The sequence below is a fragment of the Pseudomonas sp. C321 genome (genome assembly GCF_055407105.1).
The window spans coordinates 86,645-103,687 of the sequence record NZ_JBUZRB010000008.1; the positions used below are offsets into that span (position 1 = coordinate 86,645).

The following is a 17,043-nucleotide window of genomic DNA, read 5'->3' on the forward strand; positions in this document are numbered from 1 at the left end:
AGACGGGGCAAGATCATGCAATCCAATCGACTGGCAAAGTGGTTGAGCAGTGCGGTGTTGATGCTGGCGGCAGGTACGCTGCTGGCGGCGGAAAAACCCATCGTGTTTGCAGTGGCAGCGGAACCCTATCCACCGTTCACCGTCAAGGGCGGCAACGGACAATGGTCAGGCTTTGAGGTGGACCTGATCCATAAACTCTGCGCAGGCATGAACGCGCAATGCCAGATCAAGGAAGTGGCCTGGGATGGCATTATTCCGTCGCTGCTGGCCAAGAAGATCGACGTGATTTTCTCCTCGATGTCCGTCACCGATGAGCGTGAAAAACAGATTGCTTTCAGTCGCGCCTATTACGACTCGCTGCTGGGCGTCGCCGGGCCGAAGGGCTCAGAAGTGGAAATCTCCCCGGCGGGCTTCAAGGGCAAGCTGATCGGTGTGCAGATATCCACGGTCAGCGCCAACTACCTGAAGAAGTACTACGAAAACATCGCCGAGCTTAAGTACTACGACACTCAGGAGTCCGCCAACGCCGACCTGATTGCCGGGCGCATCGACTACATGATGGCCGACGACACTGCCATCGCCATGATGGTTAAAACCCCTGAAGCCAAGGACCTGGCCCATATCGCCAGCGTGCCCTATGACCCGATTATCGGCCGTGGCGTTGGCGCCGGCCTGCGCAAGGAGGACACCGAACTCAAAGCCAGGCTGGACCTGGCCATCGGCGAATTGCTGGTGAGCAAGGACTACGCCGACCTGTCCCAACAGTATTTCGGCCTGTCCGTCAGCCCGTGCAAAAGGGCCGACACCGAGGCGTTCGAGAGCAAAGTCTGCGACAGCCCCTACGCCAAGTAAGGAGGCCTGAAATGCCGGCGACGTTCGATCTACTCGGCTTTAGCGAACAGGGTTGGGGCCATGCGCTGCTGAAAGGGTTATGGATGACCCTGCAGATCTCGGCCGGGTCCTTTGTGGTCGGGCTGCTGATCGGCCTGGTGGTGGCTTGCGCCAAGCTCAGTGCGCCTCGACCGATTGCCCTGCTGATGCGCGGCTACACCACCGTATTTCGCGCGGTGCCCGAGTTGTTGCTGATTCTGCTGCTGTATTACGCCGGCTCCATGGGCCTCAACGCGCTGATGCTGTGGATGGGCTTTGAGCAGGTCAATATCAGCGGGCCGCTGGTGGCGATCCTGGTGCTGGGGTTGGTGCAGGGCGCGTACGCCTCTGAGATCTTTCGGGCGGCGATCCTGGCCATTCCCCACGGCCAGATTGAAGCGGCGCGAGCCTTTGGCTTGAGCGGCTTTGGCCTGTTCCGCCGGGTGACGTTGCCGATCATGGCGCCTTACGCCTTGGCGGGCATGTCCAACCTGTGGATCAACCTGATCAAGGACAGCGCGCTGATCAGCGTGGTCGGCACCAACGAGTTGCTGTACACCGCCAAGCAGGCGGCGGGTTCGACCCGGCACTACCTGTTGTTCTACCTCACGGCCGCTGCCTTGTATTACCTGGTGACACTGGCCTCCAACTACCTGTGCGGGCGCCTGGAGCGACGTATTCGTCGCTGGATGCCTGTGGTCGAGTGAACAGCTTATGCCTGAGTGGATATTTTATTACGCAGGACTGATTGGCAAAGGCTTGCAAACGACCCTGTCGCTGCTGGCGATCTCGGCCGTGCTGGGATTTACCCTGGCGGTGCTGGTGGCGTTGGCGCGGTTGTCGCGGCGTAAGTGGCTGGCCCGTTGCGCCATGGCCTACACCAGTGTGCTGCGGGGCACGCCGCTACTGATCCAGATCTACATTTTCTACTACGGCCTGGGCAGCCTGTTTGCCCAGTTTCCGATGGTGCGCGGCAGTTTTCTGTGGCCGTTCCTGCGCGACGGTTACTGGTACATCGTCTTTGCCCTGGTGCTGTCGGTGGGTGCCTATGTCGGCGAAGTGATTCGTGGCGGTCTGCTGGCGGTGCCCAAGGGTGAAATGGAAGCGGCCTCGGCGTTTGGCATGACCCCACGCCAGGCGCTGCTACGGGTGCGTTTGCCACGGGCCATGCGCCTGCTGTTGCCGACCTTGGCGGGGGAGACGGTGATGTTGCTCAAGTCCACCGCCCTGGCCTCGACCATTGCCGTGGTCGACCTGCTGGGTGCGGCCAACGTGGTGCGTGCGCAGACCTTGCAGATCTACCAGCCGCTGCTGTTGGTGGCCGGTGTCTACCTGTGTCTGACCTTTTTGATCGAAGGGGTGTATGCCATTGCTGAGCGGCGTGGCACGCCGTTGCGCAGGTCCGTCGGATGAAAAACAATCGTTCTCTGCAAGGCATTGTCCTGTGCTCGTTGGCTTACGCTTTTCTGGCCTTGCAGGACGCGGTGATCAAATGGCTGGTGGCCGATTATTCGGTGTTCACCATTCTGTTCTGGCGCAGCCTGGTGGTGGTCGCCGCGTGCGTGATCGCCGGACGTCTGGGCCTGCTGCGCCGGGCCTGGCACTCGGTCAGCCGCAAGCTGCTGATCATTCGTGGGTTGCTGTCGTTGTTGGCCTGGTTGCTGTACTACACCGCCGCCAAGGACCTGACCCTGGCAGAAATGACCACCCTGTATTTTTCCGCGCCAATCATGGTTACGTTGCTGGCGGCGTTGATCCTCAAGGAGCGCGCGAGTCGCGGCCAGTGGATCGCACTGATCATCGGGTTTGTCGGCGTGGTAATCGCCTGTCGGCCCAGCAGCATGGTCGATCCGGTGCCGATTGCCCTGACCTTGGCGGCGGCGTTGTGTTGGGCCTTTACCTACATCCAGTTGCGGCAGGTAGACGACAGTACCTCGGTGTTGGAGCAGATGCTGATCACCAACGTGGTGTTTGTGATGTGCATGGCGGTGACTTTGCCCTGGACCCATACGCCCTCACCGACGCCAGCGTGGCTGGGCATGTTGGTGGCGGGCCTGGTGGGCGGCATCGGCCAGTTCCTGCTGTTTGCCAGCTTTCGCCGGGCCACGGCGACGTTGTTGGCGCCGTTCGAGTACACCGGGCTGATCTGGGCGTTCCTGTTGTCCAGCCTGATCTGGGGCACGTTGATGGACGTGTCGCTGATCATCGGCGCCGCACTTATCGCCGTCAGCGGCACGCTGGCCATGCTCAGCGCCCGGCCTCCGGTGTCACAGGATGTGGTCGGCGCCGAATGCTCCGTGACGCAGCCCCTGTACCCGGCAGAGACCGATGTGCAACCCGTTGGCGAGGAAGCCCAGAGATGACAACAGACCTTTCATGGCGCATACCCGGCGACTCAGGAAACACGCTGCACATCGGCGCCTGGCGCATTGAAGGCGACGGCAGCGGCCCCAGGGTGCACCTGCAAGCCGGCGTGCATGCCGATGAAATCGCCGGGATGCTGGTACTGCATCAACTGCTGCCCAGGTTGCAGGCGTGTGCGGATCAGGGCCGGCTCAAGGGCAGCGTTACCGTGGTGCCCCAGGCCAATCCGTTCGGCATCGGCCAGTTTCGCCAAGGGCGGCAGCTGGGGCGGTTTCATGAGGCCACCGGGCAGAATTTCAACCGTGGGTTCGATCACTCCCTGGCCCAGGATCGACCCGCCAGCAACCTGGCCCAATGGCAAAAAAGCCTGGTGCAACTGGCCGCCGAGGCTGAGTTGGTGCTAGACCTGCACACCGATGATGAGGCCGTGCCGTACCTCTACATCCACCGCAGTTTCTGGCCTCAAGGCCAGGTATTGGCGGCTGCGCTGAAAGTGGATCTGGCCATTCTCTGGGATGACGGCGGCGATGGTTCATTTGAAGAAACCATCATTGCCCATGCAGGCCCACGACTGGCAGCGACCATCGAGCTGCGAGGGCAGGCGGACGTTAGTGATCAACTGGCTCAACAGGATGGCGACGGGATTTGGGCCTGGCTCTGTGCAAGCGGCGTGATCGACGAGCCTGCGGTAATCGGCGATTGGCAGGGCCAGGCGGTAGATATGGGCTGCATGGAAACGATCCTTGCGCCGTGTCCCGGAGTATTGGTATTTGAAAAAGGCCTGGGCGATGAGGTCGAGGAAGGCCAGCGCTTTGCCAGGATTATCGGGCGACCGGGGCAGCCCGACTCCGAGGTGGTGCTGCGAGCCGCACAAACCGGGCGCATGGTGACCCGGCACCGGGAGCGGTTGGTGGCCCAGGGCTCGGTGGTGGCCAAGTTTACCGGCAGCAGGGTTTCAGAGAACTGGAGTGGCGGGGTGTTGGACCCCTAGGGCGACGCAGTGAAACCCCTGGGAACCGGCCAATTCATGCATCGGTAAATGGCTCATTGCGCGTGCGTTTAACTTGAAATAAACCTCAACTGTTTGATGCAAATCAAGTGCGCGCTCTTTTGAGCGCTCACCATCAAAGCCACAAAATTGCTTTCTTGTAAAAGCCGGACACAGCCCCGCCCTGGCTGATTGTGGAGGTTTGCCATGTCCCTTAATCAACGAGTGTTGCTGATAGCGCCATCAGCCATGACGCGTGGCCCAGCCTTCGAGCGTGCTGGCGCGTTGGCTGCCGCCCTGCAACTGCCGTTGCATATCGTCGCGTTCGATTATGTGGCAGCGCTTGCGGTGGCGGGCCTGTTTGCCCCCGATGAGGTGGACCACGCCCGTGAGGGGTATTTGCACAAACATCGGCAATGGCTGGGTGAGCAGGCTCGCCACCTGGCCAAGTGGGGCATCGTGGTAACCAGTGAGGTGGCTTGGGTAAAAGAGCCCTATGTCGAAATACTGCGCTACGTTTGCGAGATGGACGTGGCCTTGATTATCAAGAATGCCGAGGAAGAGCCCTACCTCAAGCGGCTGTTTTTCACCCCCCTGGATTGGCGGCTGCTACGTGATTGCCCGGCACCGGTGCATCTGGTCACTGACTCACGTCATCCGCAGCCCCAGAAAATCCTCGCGATTGTCGATGTGCTGCGCAGTGAAATAGAGGACCTGCGGCTCAACGATCAAATCGTCAGGGCCGCAGTGAAGCTGGCCGGGCAATGCGATGCCCAGGTACAACTGCTGCACGTCTTTGACTGGACGGCGATCTACGCATTGGACACGGGCCTTGGCGCGCTGCCCCTGGCGACCGGCATGGGGGAGCTATTGGGCCAGGCCCAGCGCGAGGCTTTTTCGGCCCTGGCCGAGCGCCATGGCGTTGCGCCGGACTGTCGACACTTCATTGAAGGCATCCCTCTGGAAACCATTTGTGGGTTTGCCAGTGAGTCGGGGACGGATGTCATTGTCATGGGCACCGTTCAACATGGCGGGCTAGACAAGTTAATGGGCTCGACCGCCGAACACCTGCTGCACCGTGCGCCCTGCAGTGTATTGGCGATCAAGCCCCCAATGAGAGAGTGACTACATCAAGCAGCACCTCGCCCGGGCAGCGTCATGGTGCCCGGGCTTTTGTCGTCGGCCTGGCAGGTCAGTCGATTGCTTCGGGTGAGACCACCCATACGCTGCAAGGCATCTTGTACAACAGCGCCTCAGCAGTGCTGCCCAGCAGACGGGATATGCCGCGGTGGCTGACACGGCCCATGACAATCACATCGACGTTATAGGCATCGGCATAGCTGGCCAGGACTTTGGCCGGGTTGCCCAGGATCATGTGACGTTGCTCGGGCGCGATGCCGTTGCGCTCTGCCAGGGCATTGAAGGCATCTGCCTGAGCATCGAACAGAGTCTTGGCCGTGGCGCTGGAGAAGAACCCCGACCCACTGTCGAACCCATACTCCTGTGCTCCCAAGGACGACAAATCATGGGCATAGAGTACTTCGACCTCCGCGTCACAGGCGCTCGCCAGCTTTACCGCTTCATGGAGGATGTGATCGTTCAACCCCAGGTATTGATCATCGCGGTGAAACGGATCTACCGCAGCGATCACCTTACGCGGCAAGGCATGGCGCACCTGGCTGACAAAATGCAAGGGCACTGGGCATTCGTGCAGCAAGTGCACATCCAGCGGGGTGAACATCAACCGCGAGAGCAGCGATTCGTGTTCCAGCGCCTTGATCAGCAGATCCATAGGCTGCTCCTTGAGGTGAATCAGTATTTCCTTGAGCGGGTGTTCGACCCAGGCCACCTCAGTGGTGACGGTCAGCCCGATCTTGCGCAAGGGCCTGGCCTGCTCCTCCAGCCACTGGTGATGGCGCTCGACGTAACCCAGGCGCATTTGCTCCAGTGCCTGTTCGTTGACCAGACCGGCAGTCGCCAGGCCTTCCAGGTAATCGAAGGCCACGATGTGCAACGCGGCACCTGCGGCCTTGGCCAATGCGGCGGCGCGGTCGAAGGCTGGGCTGTGCTCCATCAGGGGCGAAACCAGCAGCATGAAACGTGGTTGAGCGGTCATGAGTAATCTCCCGTGGATACGCATTTATTAGTGGCGAGTCCGCCGTGGCAGCGGTCCGTCGTCAGACTAAAAGCCTTGGACAGATCATCGCGCCGGCCGGAGGCGTCGGTTTGATCTGTATCAAGTCCCGCTCGCGGGCAGAAACCCCGTCCGACGCTCGGTCATCGACGGCGCTACTCAATCCTCCCATTGTTGACCATGATCAACCTGTCCCAGGCCCTCGGCGCGCACTCTGGGCCCGGTATCGGATTCAAATACGCGAATTGGAGTGCTCACCATGGCAAACATGAAAGCAGCAATCTTCGTTGAAAAGAACCGAATTGTGCTGGATGACAAACGAATTCCAGAGATCGGCCCGATGGACGCACTGGTGCGCATTACCACCACCACGATCTGCGGTACCGACGTGCATATTCTGCGGGGTGAATACCCGGTGGCCAAGGGCCTGACGGTGGGTCATGAGCCCGTGGGCATCATTGAGCGTCTGGGCTCCCAAGTGCGTGGTTTTGTCGAAGGCCAGCGAGTGATTGCCGGGGCCATTACCCCCAGCGGGCAGAGCTACGCCTGCCTGTGCGGCTGCGGCTCCCAGGACGGCCCCGATACACGCCATGGCTTTCGCGCCAGCGGCGGCTGGAAGTTCGGCAACACAATTGATGGCTGCCAGGCCGAATACGTGCTGGTGCCGGATGCACTGGCCAACCTGTGCCCGATCCCCGATGGCTTGAGTGACGAACAGGTGCTGATGTGCCCGGATATTATGTCTACCGGGTTCTCCGGGGCGGAGCGGGGCGAGGTCAGTATTGGCGACACCGTGGCGGTATTTGCCCTGGGGCCAATAGGGTTGTGTGCGGTGGCCGGAGCCCGGTTGAAAGGCGCGTCCGTGATCATCGGGGTCGATGCGGTGAGCGAGCGCATGAGCGTTGCCCGCCGACTGGGGGCCTCCCATGTGGTCAGTTTCAAGGACGGTGATGTGGTGGAGCAGATCATGGCCATCACAGACGGTCGCGGTGTGGACGTTGCTATTGAAGCACTGGGTACCCAGGGCACCTTTGAGTCGGCGTTGCGGGTGTTGCGTCCCGGTGGACGGTTGTCCAGCCTGGGGGTTTACTCCAGTGATTTGCGCATTCCCTATGATTCCTTTGCCGCCGGGCTTGGGGATTACAGCATCGTCTCGACCCTGTGTCCCGGCGGCAAGGAGCGGATGCGCCGACTGATGGCGGTGGTTGCTAGTGGCAGCGTGGATCTGGCGCCCCTTGTGACTCATCGATTCAAGCTCGATGACATTGAGGCCGCTTATGAGCTGTTTGCCCATCAGCGTGACGGTGTGATGAAAGTGGCAATTACACCGTAGCTCATTGCTCTGCACAGCGAGGCTGACGATGTTCATTACCATCATCGACGCTTCCCTCTGCGGGCCAACAGGCGCTGTACCATGCGGTGTGAAAAGAATGCTGGCCGCCACAATCGCTTAGGGGCGGGTATTTTCGCCTTGGCAGGTTTTAATGACAGACACTTTCGGTATCACCAATGCGGCGGCGGCCCTGGGGATCGGCATGCTGGTCGGGCTTGAGCGCGAGCGGCGCAAGGGGCGTGGCGACAGCCGTGCTTTTGCAGGCTTGCGTACGTTTGCGATCACCGCATTGCTGGGCTACGTTTCCCTGCAAGTCGGCGGCGCGAGCCTGCTGGGGCTGATGGCCGTGTGTCTGGCGCTGCTGATGGCAATCGCCTATTGGAAGAGCCAGGACAAGGACCCCGGCCTTACCAGTGAAGTGGCATTGCTCACGGTGCTGGTGCTGGGGGCTCTTTGTGGCAACGCGCCCGAACTGGCGATTGCCATTGGGGTGGTCATGGCGGGATTGCTGACCTACCGCCAAAAACTGCATGACTTCGCCCGTAGCCAATTGACTGACACGCAAATGCGCGATGGTCTGTTGCTGCTAATTGCGGCCCTGGTGTTCTTACCCTTGGCGCCAGATCGATTCATCGGACCCTACGGCGCCATCAACCTGCGCACCATTTGCACCTTGACGGTGTTGCTGATGGCGGTGGGCGCGGTGGGCCATATTGCGGTGCGTACCCTGGGTTCACGGTATGGCTATGCGATCGGCGCCATCGCTTCCGGGTTTGCCTCCAGTACCGTGACCATCGCGACCATGGGACATCTCGTTGCCAGGGAACCGACGAACATTCAAACGCTCAGTGCTGCGGCCATCCTGTCCAATCTGGCTACGATCGCCCAGGTTAGCCTGATCCTGGGCACGGTAGAGCCTGAACTGTTGTCTCGGATGGGATGGCTGCTTCTGGCCGGTTTTGTCACCACCTTGATATATGGCGCCTGTCTGATGCTTCCAAGGCCGAATGCGCGCGCCAGTGAGAGCATTGAGGTCGGCAGTGCCTTCAGCCTCAAACTGGCCCTGATCATGGTGCTGACCATGACCGGCATTACCTTTTTGTCAGCAGTGATGCTCAGCCATTTCGGTCAATTCGGTGTAATGCTGACAGCGACCTTCAGTGGGTTCGTCGACGCTCACGCCTCGACCGCGTCCATTGCCGCCCTGGCCAAGTCCGGCCAGTTGCCCTTGGGCGCGGTTGTCGTCCCTGTGTTGATCACCATCAGTTGCAACTCCCTGAGCAAATGTCTGGTGGCCTGGATCAGTGGCGGACGCCGTTTCGCCGCTTATGTCATTCCCGGGCAAATCCTGCTGACAGGTGCAATGTGGGCGGGCACCTTGTTGAGCTGAAGGATATCTGCGCGAAGCGAGAGATTCTTCGCCCACCGCGGATGCGATGCTGCGAACTGCGACTCTCAATCGGTGTTCATCAACGATTGACCTGCAGCGTTGCGCACAGTCCTCCCGCTGCTTGGTTTTCCAGGCGTACCTGGCCGCCGAAGCGGCGTGCAATGGTCTGTACGATGGTGAGCCCCAGGCCGGCGCCGTGGGCATTGCCGCGGCTGTAGAAACGCTCGAACAGCCGGTCACGCTCAGTCTCGCTGATACCTGGCCCCTGGTCCGTCACTGACAGCTCGAAGCAGTCGGGTTTTTTCTCCAGTTTTACGGTGATCACCCCGTGCTCCGGGGAGAAGTTCGCCGCATTGGTCACCAGATTATTCAGGGCGATATCGATGGACGCGGCGTCGACATTGGCGCGGTAGGGGATATCGTCTACCTCGAACGCCAGCTCAAGCCCTTTGCTCAGCAGCCAGGGCGTCAGTTGAACCAGGCTTTCGCGAACCGTTGCAGCCAGGTCGATGTCGTGAGCCGCTGGCAGCACTGAGGTGGGTTCCAGGCGAGCCATGGTCAGTAATTGGTTGACCAGCCGCGTGGTACGGTCCACTCCGGCGATCAAAAACTCCAGGGATTCACGACGCTGGGCCTGCGTACCGGCTTCCAGCAAATTTTGCGCATGCACTCGCAGCACGGCCAGGGGGGTGCGCATTTCGTGGGCGGCGTCGGCAATAAAACGCCGTTCACGGCCGAGTACTTCCTGGATCTGCGCGAGCATACGGTTCAGCGCGGCCTGCATCGGTTCCAGTTCGGTGGGCAGAGGCGTCAATTGCATCGGTTCCAGGGAGCCGGAGTTGCGGGCGCGCAGGGTCGCGGCCATATCGGCCAACGGTTTGAGACCCCAGCCGATGGCCAGCCAGACCATCGCCGCAAGTATCAGGCTGCCCAGAACATTGGGCCAAAGGGTATGGCGTACGATCCGGTCTACCAGGTCGGAGCGCACATCGTCACGTTCCCCGACCCAGATCCGCAGGCCGTTGTCTTTATCCAGCAGCACGAAGCCGCGCCATTGGCGGCCTTTGAGGTCCGTCACATCACTGAATCCCGGTAGGGCGGGTGACGTGGCAAAGGTGGGGGCGCTGGAGGTGAACACCACTACCTGGTCTTGATGGTTCCAGACCTGAAAAGCAATCTTGCTTTCATAGGGATGCCCATCGACCTTGGGCACCGCTTCCTTCAGGGCCTTGTTGAAGGCGCGATACAGATCCGCCTGGTCCTTGCTCGCCAGGGGCATGCTCATTACCCCCTGGAGCAGGCGGGCGTTCTGGGCCAGTTGCGCATCATAGACCTCGGCGATTTCATGATTGCTATCGTGAAGGTTCAATACGCTGATTACCAACAGCCCCGTGAGCATCAGGCCGATGATCAGCGTCAGCGTGCGACGCCGGATCGACGTCATCGGCGCTCCTCCACCAGGTAGCCAACACCGCGGATGGTACGGATAAGGTCGGTGGAAAATTTCTTGCGCAGGTGATGGATGTGTACTTCCAGCGTGTTGCTTTCGGCCTCTTCGTTCCAGCCATAGAGCAGTTGCATCAGGTGATCGCGGGTCATGACCCGGCCTGGCGGCGAGAGCAGTTCGTGAAGCAACTGGTATTCCTTGGGTGTCAGTGGCACCGAATCGCCGTGATAGGTGACTTGCTGAGTACCGGGGTCAAGGCAAATACCGGCATGCTCGATCAGCGACCGGGCGCGGCCGGCGCTGCGTCGCAGCAAGGCACGCAGGCGCGCCTTGAGTTCAGCCAGGTCGAAGGGCTTGATCAGGTAGTCGTCGCCACCAGCGTCCAGCCCAGCAATACGGTCTTCGGTGGCATCGCGCGCGGTGAGGATCAGTACCGGCAGGTTGGAGCCGCTGTCACGCAAACGACGCAACACCTCCAGGCCGCCCATACGCGGCAGACCTAGATCAAGCACCACCAGATCGAAGGTTTCGCTGAGCAGCGCATGCAAGGCGCTGCTGCCATCCTGCAACCAGTCGACGGTGTATCCCTCACGGTCCAGGGCCTGATAGATACCTTCGCCGAGGGCCACGTCATCCTCGATCAGTAATAGGCGCACACGGACTCCAGTCAGTTGAGTTGCTTGTTGACGTCTGCCAGTAAGGCTTCGATTTCTTGGCGGCGCCCGGCGTCGGCAGTTTCACGGCCTGGGCGGGGGGGGGCTTGCAAGGCTTTTTGCAAGACGCTCCTGGCGTCATCGTAGCGCTTTTGGCGGTAGAGGTGATCACCCCAGAAGTACAGACTATCCATGCCGGCCGGGTTGAGTTGCAAGGCTTGTTTAAGCAATTGTTCGGCCTTGTCGGCGTCACCGAAGCCGATGGGCCAGCCCGGTACACGGTCATACAGCGCGCCAAGGCTGGTGTAGGCCGAGCCTTGCAAGGCGTTGGGGTTCAGCGCCAGGGCTTTTTCCAGATCCATTTTTGCCGCTTTGACTTTACTCAGGGCGCCGAGACCGCCCTGGGCACCCGCCCAACTGCTGGTGATGATGCCCGACCAGATCCAGGCTTCGGCCGCCAAGGGCCGCTCTTGGGTGAACGCCGAGGCCTGGGTGGCGAGTTGCGCGAAGGCGTCGGTGCGTTGCTCGACGGGTAGGTTGTATTGGATGTGCGCCCAGCGCTTTTGAAGGGCGTCGAGGCGTTGTCCGTCAGCGAGGTCCAGTGCCCAGGCTCCCTGGCTCAGGGCCGCCAGCAGCAGGGCGATGATGATTTTGTTCATGGGTTGAGGTCCTCATTGTCGGATTTGTGACTCAGGCGCCGAATCAGCGGCAGTTGCTTGCGCAGCCCTCGGTCCACCAGATTGGGCAGCAGGCTGTTGAGGCGCATGAAGAAACGCTCCGGCCAGCCCAGGTAGAGATCGCGACGGTCGGCGGCAATCGCCCCAATGACTGCCGATGCGACGGTATGCGGGTCATCAACATTGGCGTTGAGTGCATCGTTCAAGGCTTGTGCCGCCTGGCTGTTCATCGAGGTGCGGGTAGCGCGTGGGGCGACGTACAGCACGCTGACCCGGGTATCCGCCAGCTCCCGGCGCAAGGCTTCGGAAAACCCCCTGAGGGCAAACTTGGTGGCGCAGTAGCTGGCGTATCCCGGATAGCCGATGGAGCCGTAGGTTGACCCGACATTCACCACCATTGCGCTTTCGGCTTGCTTGAGCAGGGGCAGCAGGGTTTTGGTCAGGCAGATTGGTGCACTGATGTTCAAGGCCAGCATGGAATTGATTTCACTGTCATCCAGCTGTTCGAGCATGGCGAAGTGATTCACCCCGGCGGCATTGATCAGCAGGTTGACCCCGCCAATGGCCACGGCGGCCGACAACACTTTACGTCGGTCGGCCAGAAAGGTCAGGTCGGCGCCCACCCAGTACAGGTGTTGCGGGTAACGCTCAATCAAGGCGGCCAAGGGTTCGCGGTTCCTGGCCACTGCCAGCACCCGCGCACCACTGGCGCACAGGGCGGTGGCGATGGCCAGGCCAATGCCGCCGCTGGCGCCGGTCAATACCACACGGGCTTCAGACAGGCGCATGCAGGTGCTCCCCGTCACGCGGCAAGCCACGGAACATGTCGGTGTACAGGCCGTACACGACCTTTGAGGCATGGATCACCGCAGCCTGGTCGGCCGGGTCATCCAGGGCGTTCATCAACTGGCGGTAGGTTTCCATGTGGCCGATGTCCAGCGAACCGTGGGAGCTGAGGTAGCTGAATGCAGTTTCCGGCAGCGCCAGACGTTCACGAATGCTGCCGGCGGCATGGGTGGCCAGAGCAATGCTGGTACCTTCCAGTACGTTGACCATGCCGAACAGGCCTACCGGGTTGTCCCGGGCAATCAGGTCATAGAGGAAGCTGATCATCAGCTCAATCGGCAGGGATGGGTGCCCGTTGCGTACCGCCTCCTTGTCGCCACCGCAGGCAGCGATGTCGTTGAGCACCCATTGTTCGTGACCGTATTCCTCCTCGATGTACTCGCATACCGCTTTGCGCAGCCATTCCAGGCGCGCCGGCAAACGCGCGCCGCACGCCATCATTAACGGCACGGTGTGACGTACGTGGTAATAGGCTTGGGCGAGAAAGGCCCGATAGCTTTCCAGGCTGACCTTGCCTTCCAGGGCATCGCGAATAATCGGCAGAGTGAACAGCGCCTGACGTTCCTGTTGAGTGGCTTCTTGCAAGGTGTCGAAAAAATTCATGAAGGTGTTTCCTCGGTAAACAGGGGTTGCCCCAGCTGTGAGCAATAGCGGCTGACGATAGCGTCGCGTCGCGGCCGACCATTGGCAGTGAGCAAGCCATTGGCGGCGGTAAAGGGTTGATTCAGTCGCGTCCAGTGATGAACCTGGGCGTAATCGGGCAGGGTGGCGTTGGCCTGCGCAACGGCAGTTGCCAATGCTTCGTCGGTGCAGTCGGGGCGGTGAGGCCAGAGCAGCGCGTGGTTGCTCGGCATGGCTTCGCCATAGACAAAGGCCTGGGCAATGTCGCCGCCCTGGGTCAGCTCTGTCTCGACCCATTCCGGGTTGACGTTGCGACCAAAGCTGGTGACGAATTGATGTTTCTTGCGCCCCTTGAGGTAGAGGAAACCCTCGGCATCGAACTCGCCAAGGTCTCCGCTGGGCCACCATTGAGCGGTGTCGCCGGCTTGCCCCAGATAGCCGAGCAGCATCGAGCCCTTGATCAGCACCTCGCCGTCTTCGGCCAGGCGAATCTCCACATGCGGCAACGGCTGGCCAACACTTCCTGGGCGTTGGGCGTCGGGCCGATTCAAGCACACCACCGAGGCACACTCCGACAGCCCGTAACCTTCATAAACCGGCATCCCGATCCGTTGGGCACGCTGTAACAACGTATCGGATACCCGTGCGCCGCCAACGGCTGCGAAACGCAGTGTTCGGGGGTTAAAGGCTTTCTGCTCGGCGGCGCTGACCAGCATCAACAGCAGTTGCGGTACCAGAATGAGGCTTTGCGGCTGGCGAGCCGCGAGGCAGCCAAGCAACTGTGGAACATTGACGCCGCTGGCGCCTTGGATGCCCAGGGTCTTCTGGCTTGGTACGCTCAGGGTTGCGCCGGCATATAGCGCGGCGTAACACCCCAGGTTTTCCAGCAGGATCGCCAAAGGCAGCAGCGCCAGGTGGTGGCGCGGATCAGTGGGACGACTGGCCTGATCCAGCTCGCGGGCAACCCGCAGGAGGCTGTCGGCACTCAGGCACACGCCTTTGGGCGTTCCGGTGGTGCCTGAGGTGAAGGTCAGCTTGGCGGTGCCCTCCGGCATCTGGTTGGGCCCGATGAAGGTGCGACACCAGAACTCACCGGATTTCTCGTAGCCTGCAGCCTGCAGTTCGGCTTCCAGGTACGGCTCGGCGATCACACGCTCGGCCTGGCTTTGTTCCAGGCAATGGGCGCGTTGGGCAGGGCTGAAGAACGGCGGCAGTGTCAGGCAGGTCAGGCCTTCAAACAGCACGGCCAAGTCCCAGAGCATTGCGTCGACGCCATTGTCCAGGGCCAATGCCACCACTTGCACCTGTTCGTCCCGCAGACGTTGTTGTCGATAGACCACCTCGGCATACAAGGTGGTGTAATCGAGTTTCAGTTGGTCGCCCCACAACGCGGGGGCAGGGGGCTTGCGCTCGGCATGGCCGCGTAATACCTCTTTGAAACGTAGTGTTTCAGGCGACATGACTGGCTTCCTCGACGGACGTTGGCAACCCCAGGCGTGAGAACAGGCCCATGTTGCGTAAGTGGACAAAACCGGCGCGGATATTGCCGACGTGTACCCAGGGCTGGCTTTCGTAGTAACTGCCCCAACTGTGTCGTTCGTCACCCAGGCGCTGCGGGTCGGCGGCACACAGCGTTACCGGTTTCAAACCGAGGCGATGAAAGCTGTTCACCAGGCCGATATTGCCGGTGAACGCCACCCACTCCAGGCCACCCATGGCCAGCAGGTAGGTGATGGCGATGATGCTCAGGCGGGCACTGCCGGTATCGCTGGCCGCGAGGTTGCCTACTTCGACGATGGAGTTGCGACTCACTGCTTGCTCGGCAGCGGCACTGATCAGCGGGTCGATCGGGTGGTCCAGGTAGCGCTCCAGAAACAGCGGCTCGGCGCTGGCCAGGCGTACGCCGGCCACCGCGCAGAGTTCCCCGCTGGTATTACGCATGCCGAACAGTTCTGGCATGAAGTGGCGGATATCAGCGCCGTGAGCCTGCCGAAAGCGCTGCTGGATAAACGTCTCGAAGAGCGGCCGCAGAGGATCGTCCAGCAGGGCACGATCCAGGCTCATTGGTGTGCCATCGGCGGGGCCGAATGGCAGCGGCAAGGGGATGTTCCAGTGGAGAGCGGGCATTGACAGGGTGCCTCCCAGATGGGTTCGGGAGGAGTATCAGGGGCGTTTCTTAACGGAGTCTGAAGGTGGAGAAAAAGGGCCACCTGCAAAATGACTAAACACCTTCTTCCCTGTCTGCCTGCTTACGTTACTCACCTAATGGCGGCAACCGCCGTTTCACCGGGGTTTTTTTGACGATGGCTGTGTTTGTCTCGGCATAGACATTGAGCCGGTCAAGGAGTGTGTCCAGTTGATCCATGGTGCGTACATGCAGCCGGGCGATAAAGCAGTCTTCACCGGTCACCTTGTCGCACTCGGTGAACTCCGCGATTGCCTGGATTTGCCGTTCCACTTCCTGCAAGCGTCCGGGCAGGGGGCGAATGCGCACGATGGCCTGTAGCAGATAGCCGAAGTGTTTGGGGTCGATGTCCACTGTGTAGCCTTTGAGTACGCCGCGTTCTTCCAGCCGTCGTAGCCGTTCGCCGACGCTGGGGGAGGACAGCCCAGTGATCCCGGCCAGAGCCTTGAGTGAGCGCCGAGAGTCCACCATCAAGGCGGCGATCAGTTGTTGGTCGATGAGGTCTATCACGGTTTTCTCCTGAACTGGTTTGTCGAGTTTGCCTAATAAGAATAGGTAGAAATGGTTTTTCGCCTTTTTTAGGTTCTGGAGCCGGTGACGTTCAGCTTGCCATAATTGAGCCTCACTTGAGGAGCAGAGTCATGGACAAATCCATACGTCGCGGGTCGTGGGAAATGGTTGGCGCCATGCTGATTTCCGGCACTATCGGCTGGTTCGTACTGGCGGCAGGCGTGCCGGTGATCGAGGTGGTGTTCTGGCGCTGTGTGATCGGCGCCTTGACCCTGGTGGCGGTCTGCGGGGTGCTGGGTTATCTGCGTCTTGACCTGCTGAGCTACTCGACACTCGCGTTGGCCATGCTCAGCGGGGTGGCCATCGTCGGCAATTGGTTGCTGCTGTTTGCCTCCTACGCCAAGGCTTCAATTGCCATCAGTACGGCGGTCTATAACGTCCAGCCCTTTATGCTAGTGATGCTTGCGGCGGTGTTCCTGGGTGAAAAAATCACCGTGCCGAAGCTGGTCTGGCTGGGCGTAGCGTTCCTGGGCATGTTGGCGATCGTCACCGCTCATGGGGATCAGCAGAACAATGGCGAGGACTACCTGGTCGGCGTGGCGCTGGCGATAGGCGCCGCGTTTCTGTATGCAGTTGCGGCGCTGATTATCAAACGCCTGAAGGATGTTCCGCCGCATCTGATGGCCTTGATTCAAGTGACCACCGGGGCTTTGCTGCTGGCGCCATTGATGCAGTGGCAGAGCGTGTCCGCTTCACTGGATTCCTGGGCGGCATTGCTGGCACTGGGCGTGGTGCATACTGGTTTGATGTACGTGTTGCTCTATGGTGCGATCCAGAAGTTACCCACCGCACTCACTGGTGCGCTGTCCTTTATCTACCCCATCGCCGCGATTTTTGTCGACTGGATCGCCTTTGGCCATCGTTTGGGATGGACGCAATGGCTTGGCGTGGCCGCGATTCTGTTGGCTGCGGCGGGGTTGCAGCGGGGCTGGTGGTGGCGGTCCAAAGTTGCGCTGCAACTGTGA

The 17,043-nt window shown here is 60.7% G+C and carries 18 protein-coding genes; 9 read left to right on the forward strand and 9 right to left on the reverse strand.

Annotated features, from left to right (window positions below):
- Positions 1-15 precede the first annotated feature (15 nt).
- From ACZRJ6_RS21805 to ACZRJ6_RS21830, 6 genes are all read left to right on the forward strand, one after another.
- On the forward strand, positions 16-852 hold the full coding sequence (locus ACZRJ6_RS21805; RefSeq protein ID WP_463970046.1) for a transporter substrate-binding domain-containing protein: 837 nt from the start codon (positions 16-18) through the stop codon (positions 850-852).
- A gap of 11 nt (positions 853-863) precedes the next feature.
- Complete coding sequence (locus ACZRJ6_RS21810) at positions 864-1,577, forward strand: ABC transporter permease (RefSeq protein ID WP_463970047.1); 714 nt, start codon at positions 864-866, stop codon at positions 1,575-1,577.
- A gap of 7 nt (positions 1,578-1,584) precedes the next feature.
- Positions 1,585-2,283, forward strand: a complete 699-nt coding sequence (locus ACZRJ6_RS21815) for an ABC transporter permease (protein ID WP_149414188.1) — start codon at positions 1,585-1,587, stop codon at positions 2,281-2,283.
- Positions 2,280-3,233 carry a DMT family transporter gene (locus ACZRJ6_RS21820; protein ID WP_463970048.1) on the forward strand — a complete coding sequence of 318 codons (954 nt, stop codon included), beginning with the start codon at positions 2,280-2,282 and terminating at the stop codon, positions 3,231-3,233. Before ACZRJ6_RS21815 ends, ACZRJ6_RS21820 begins: the two co-directional genes overlap by 4 nt.
- Positions 3,230-4,225, forward strand: coding sequence for a M14 family metallopeptidase (locus tag ACZRJ6_RS21825; RefSeq protein WP_463970049.1), 996 nt, complete (start codon positions 3,230-3,232; stop codon positions 4,223-4,225). Before ACZRJ6_RS21820 ends, ACZRJ6_RS21825 begins: the two co-directional genes overlap by 4 nt.
- A gap of 204 nt (positions 4,226-4,429) precedes the next feature.
- Positions 4,430-5,347: a universal stress protein gene (locus tag ACZRJ6_RS21830; RefSeq protein ID WP_463970050.1), complete on the forward strand. Its 918-nt coding sequence runs from the start codon at positions 4,430-4,432 to the stop codon at positions 5,345-5,347.
- 67 nt (positions 5,348-5,414) lie between these two features.
- On the opposite strand, the gene ACZRJ6_RS21835 is transcribed toward ACZRJ6_RS21830, so the two are convergent.
- On the reverse strand, positions 5,415-6,338 hold the full coding sequence (locus ACZRJ6_RS21835) for a universal stress protein (RefSeq protein ID WP_463970051.1): 924 nt from the start codon (positions 6,336-6,338) through the stop codon (positions 5,415-5,417).
- Positions 6,339-6,615: 277 nt separating this feature from the next.
- On the opposite strand from ACZRJ6_RS21835, the gene ACZRJ6_RS21840 reads away from it, so the two are divergent.
- Entirely contained in the window at positions 6,616-7,689 is a 1,074-nt protein-coding gene (locus ACZRJ6_RS21840) for an NAD(P)-dependent alcohol dehydrogenase (RefSeq protein WP_463970052.1), read from the forward strand.
- A gap of 151 nt (positions 7,690-7,840) precedes the next feature.
- The gene (locus ACZRJ6_RS21845) at positions 7,841-9,079 is read left to right on the forward strand and encodes an MgtC/SapB family protein (RefSeq protein WP_463970053.1); all 1,239 of its coding nucleotides are present in this window, start codon (positions 7,841-7,843) and stop codon (positions 9,077-9,079) included.
- Positions 9,080-9,158: 79 nt separating this feature from the next.
- Here ACZRJ6_RS21845 and ACZRJ6_RS21850 read toward each other — a convergent pair whose 3' ends face one another.
- The 8 genes from ACZRJ6_RS21850 to ACZRJ6_RS21885 form a co-directional block, all read right to left on the reverse strand.
- Entirely contained in the window at positions 9,159-10,523 is a 1,365-nt protein-coding gene (locus tag ACZRJ6_RS21850; protein WP_463970054.1) for an ATP-binding protein, read from the reverse strand.
- Positions 10,520-11,182: a response regulator gene (locus ACZRJ6_RS21855; protein WP_463970055.1), complete on the reverse strand. Its 663-nt coding sequence runs from the start codon at positions 11,180-11,182 to the stop codon at positions 10,520-10,522. The genes ACZRJ6_RS21850 and ACZRJ6_RS21855 overlap by 4 nt, the downstream gene beginning before the upstream one ends.
- Before the next feature lie 11 nt (positions 11,183-11,193).
- Positions 11,194-11,838: a tetratricopeptide repeat protein gene (locus ACZRJ6_RS21860; protein WP_463970056.1), complete on the reverse strand. Its 645-nt coding sequence runs from the start codon at positions 11,836-11,838 to the stop codon at positions 11,194-11,196.
- Positions 11,835-12,644, reverse strand: a complete 810-nt coding sequence (locus ACZRJ6_RS21865) for an SDR family oxidoreductase (RefSeq protein ID WP_463970057.1) — start codon at positions 12,642-12,644, stop codon at positions 11,835-11,837. The genes ACZRJ6_RS21860 and ACZRJ6_RS21865 overlap by 4 nt, the downstream gene beginning before the upstream one ends.
- The gene (locus ACZRJ6_RS21870; RefSeq protein WP_463970058.1) at positions 12,631-13,305 is read right to left on the reverse strand and encodes a TenA family transcriptional regulator; all 675 of its coding nucleotides are present in this window, start codon (positions 13,303-13,305) and stop codon (positions 12,631-12,633) included. The genes ACZRJ6_RS21865 and ACZRJ6_RS21870 overlap by 14 nt, the downstream gene beginning before the upstream one ends.
- Complete coding sequence (locus ACZRJ6_RS21875; RefSeq protein ID WP_463970059.1) at positions 13,302-14,783, reverse strand: AMP-binding protein; 1,482 nt, start codon at positions 14,781-14,783, stop codon at positions 13,302-13,304. The genes ACZRJ6_RS21870 and ACZRJ6_RS21875 overlap by 4 nt, the downstream gene beginning before the upstream one ends.
- The gene (locus ACZRJ6_RS21880) at positions 14,773-15,450 is read right to left on the reverse strand and encodes a thermostable hemolysin (protein WP_463970060.1); all 678 of its coding nucleotides are present in this window, start codon (positions 15,448-15,450) and stop codon (positions 14,773-14,775) included. The genes ACZRJ6_RS21875 and ACZRJ6_RS21880 overlap by 11 nt, the downstream gene beginning before the upstream one ends.
- Positions 15,451-15,577: 127 nt before the next feature.
- Positions 15,578-16,018 (reverse strand): Lrp/AsnC family transcriptional regulator, encoded by a 441-nt coding sequence (locus ACZRJ6_RS21885; RefSeq protein WP_463970061.1) that lies wholly within the window; start codon positions 16,016-16,018, stop codon positions 15,578-15,580.
- A 131-nt stretch (positions 16,019-16,149) separates the two neighbouring features.
- On the opposite strand from ACZRJ6_RS21885, the gene ACZRJ6_RS21890 reads away from it, so the two are divergent.
- A complete protein-coding gene (locus tag ACZRJ6_RS21890) occupies positions 16,150-17,043 on the forward strand; it encodes a DMT family transporter (RefSeq protein ID WP_463970062.1) in 894 nt (297 codons plus the stop codon).

Coding starts and splice junctions, on each gene's coding strand:
- ACZRJ6_RS21820 (WP_463970048.1), top strand. CDS start 2,280: ATGAAAAACAATCGTTCTCTGCAAGGCATTGTCCTGTGCTCGTTGGCT.
- ACZRJ6_RS21810 (WP_463970047.1), top strand. CDS start 864: ATGCCGGCGACGTTCGATCTACTCGGCTTTAGCGAACAGGGTTGGGGC.
- ACZRJ6_RS21845 (WP_463970053.1), top strand. CDS start 7,841: ATGACAGACACTTTCGGTATCACCAATGCGGCGGCGGCCCTGGGGATC.
- ACZRJ6_RS21840 (WP_463970052.1), top strand. CDS start 6,616: ATGGCAAACATGAAAGCAGCAATCTTCGTTGAAAAGAACCGAATTGTG.
- ACZRJ6_RS21860 (WP_463970056.1), bottom strand. CDS start 11,838: ATGAACAAAATCATCATCGCCCTGCTGCTGGCGGCCCTGAGCCAGGGA.
- ACZRJ6_RS21890 (WP_463970062.1), top strand. CDS start 16,150: ATGGACAAATCCATACGTCGCGGGTCGTGGGAAATGGTTGGCGCCATG.
- ACZRJ6_RS21825 (WP_463970049.1), top strand. CDS start 3,230: ATGACAACAGACCTTTCATGGCGCATACCCGGCGACTCAGGAAACACG.
- ACZRJ6_RS21850 (WP_463970054.1), bottom strand. CDS start 10,523: ATGACGTCGATCCGGCGTCGCACGCTGACGCTGATCATCGGCCTGATG.
- ACZRJ6_RS21875 (WP_463970059.1), bottom strand. CDS start 14,783: ATGTCGCCTGAAACACTACGTTTCAAAGAGGTATTACGCGGCCATGCC.
- ACZRJ6_RS21830 (WP_463970050.1), top strand. CDS start 4,430: ATGTCCCTTAATCAACGAGTGTTGCTGATAGCGCCATCAGCCATGACG.
- ACZRJ6_RS21805 (WP_463970046.1), top strand. CDS start 16: ATGCAATCCAATCGACTGGCAAAGTGGTTGAGCAGTGCGGTGTTGATG.
- ACZRJ6_RS21880 (WP_463970060.1), bottom strand. CDS start 15,450: ATGCCCGCTCTCCACTGGAACATCCCCTTGCCGCTGCCATTCGGCCCC.
- ACZRJ6_RS21815 (WP_149414188.1), top strand. CDS start 1,585: ATGCCTGAGTGGATATTTTATTACGCAGGACTGATTGGCAAAGGCTTG.
- ACZRJ6_RS21865 (WP_463970057.1), bottom strand. CDS start 12,644: ATGCGCCTGTCTGAAGCCCGTGTGGTATTGACCGGCGCCAGCGGCGGC.
- ACZRJ6_RS21835 (WP_463970051.1), bottom strand. CDS start 6,338: ATGACCGCTCAACCACGTTTCATGCTGCTGGTTTCGCCCCTGATGGAG.
- ACZRJ6_RS21870 (WP_463970058.1), bottom strand. CDS start 13,305: ATGAATTTTTTCGACACCTTGCAAGAAGCCACTCAACAGGAACGTCAG.